We start from the raw sequence: 1784 nt of genomic DNA, 5'->3' as shown, positions 1-1784 counted from the left end.
GTGCCCGATTCGCGCCCGGCCGGGTTGTAGTCGATCTGGCCGCCCAGCGCATGGGCCAGCAGCTGGTGGCCGTAGCAGATGCCCAGCAGCGGCATGCCGCCGTGGGCGGCCTCGCGCAACCAGTGCGCGCTGCGTTCGCTCCAGTCGGCGCGGTCGGTGACGAAGGCGGCCGAGCCGGTGACGATGGTGGCGGCGAATCCGTCGCGCCCGGGCAGGGGTTCGCCGCGTTCGACATTGACCACCACCGTCTCGGCTTGCTCCAGCCCGGCGGCGACGCGGATCCAGTGCGGGAAGCGGCCATAGCGGCGCAGGGTCGGGAACGGTTGCCCGGTTTCGAGGATTAAAAACGGCTGGGGCTTCATTCCGAGGGCGGCAGTACGGACAGGACTTCCTCGATTGTAGTCAGCCCGGCGGCCACCTTTTCAAGCCCGGTGCGGCGCAGGGTGCGCAGTCCTTCCCCCCGTGCGGCACGGCTGAATCCGGCCAGGTCCATGTCGCGGGTGATCAGCGCGCGCAGCCGCGAACCCAGTGGCAGCAGCTCATACAGGCCGATCCGGCCCAGGTAGCCGGTGTGCCGGCACTCCAGGCAACCGACCGGTGCATATGCGGTGACGACATCAGGTAATGCCTCATGGGCATCACGCAGCGGTGCCCAGTCGGCATCGGTGAGCATGTCGGGGATCTTGCAGTGCGGGCACAGGGTGCGCACCAGCCGTTGCGCCAGCACGCCGTTGACGGTGGAAGCGATCAGGTAATGCGGCACGCCCAGATCCAGCAGGCGGGTGATGGCCGAGGGCGCGTCGTTGGTATGCAGGGTGGAGAGCACCAGATGCCCGGTCAGCGAGGCCTGCACCGCCATGTGCGCGGTATCCAGGTCGCGGATCTCGCCGATCATGATGATGTCCGGGTCCTGGCGCAGCAGCGTGCGCACCCCGGTGGCGAAGTCCAGGTCGATGTTGGTCTGCACCTGCATCTGGTTGAATTCCGGCGCGATCATCTCGATCGGGTCCTCCACCGTGCACACGTTCACCTCCGGCGTGGCCAGCCGCTTGAGCGTGGAATACAGGGTGGTGGTCTTGCCCGAACCGGTCGGCCCGGTGACCAGCACGATGCCGTGCGGACGTGCCACCAGTTCGTTCCAGCCGGCGGCCTCCTCGGGGCTGAAGCCCAGCTGCTCGATGCTCTTGAACGCCGAGTCCGGGTCGAAGATGCGCATCACGCACTTCTCGCCGAAGGCGGTGGGCATCGTCGACAGGCGCATCTCCACCTCGCGTCCGCCCGGCGAGCGGGTCTTGATGCGGCCGTCCTGCGGACGCCGGCGTCGGCCAGATCCATGCGTCCGAGCACCTTGATGCGGCTGACCACCGCGGTCATCACCGACGGTGGCACCTCGAACACCTTGTGCAGCACGCCGTCGATACGGAAACGCACCCGGCCCATGTCGCGCCGCGGTTCCAGGTGGATATCGCTGGCGCGCTGTTCGTAGGCGTACTGCAGCAGCCAGTCGACGATGCTGACGATGTGGTGGTCGTCGGCGGTGACGTCACCGGTGCGGCCCAGTTCCACCAGCTGCTCGAAACTGGGCAGCGCGCTGCCGTTGCCGCCATCGCGGGCATCGCCGCGGGCGCCGCGCACCGAGCGGGTGACGCCGAAGAATTCCATCGAGTAGCGGTGCAGGTCCAGCGGATTGACCAGTACCACCTCGATCCGGCGCCGGCTCAGGTGCTGCAGGTCCGGCACCCAGTCGCGCGCCATCGGCTCGGACGTGGCCACCAGCACGCGCT

The 1784-nt window shown here is 68.2% G+C and carries 1 protein-coding gene and 1 pseudogene; both read right to left on the bottom strand.

Features of this window, described 5'->3' with window-relative positions; translation table 11 throughout:
* Nucleotides 1-362 (bottom strand): glutamine amidotransferase-related protein (locus tag JCM9942_RS15130; RefSeq protein WP_172675149.1); only part of this gene is annotated, 362 nt, incomplete at its 3' end.
* Nucleotides 359-1784 (bottom strand): annotated as a pseudogene (locus tag JCM9942_RS15125) (GspE/PulE family protein); the annotation flags it as partial. The gene JCM9942_RS15130 and the pseudogene JCM9942_RS15125, both read right to left, overlap by 4 nt.

Source organism: Stenotrophomonas pictorum JCM 9942 (genome assembly GCF_001310775.1).
In the GTDB taxonomy this organism is placed as follows: domain Bacteria; phylum Pseudomonadota; class Gammaproteobacteria; order Xanthomonadales; family Xanthomonadaceae; genus Stenotrophomonas; species Stenotrophomonas pictorum.
This window is presented reverse-complemented; position numbering and strand designations above follow the sequence as displayed.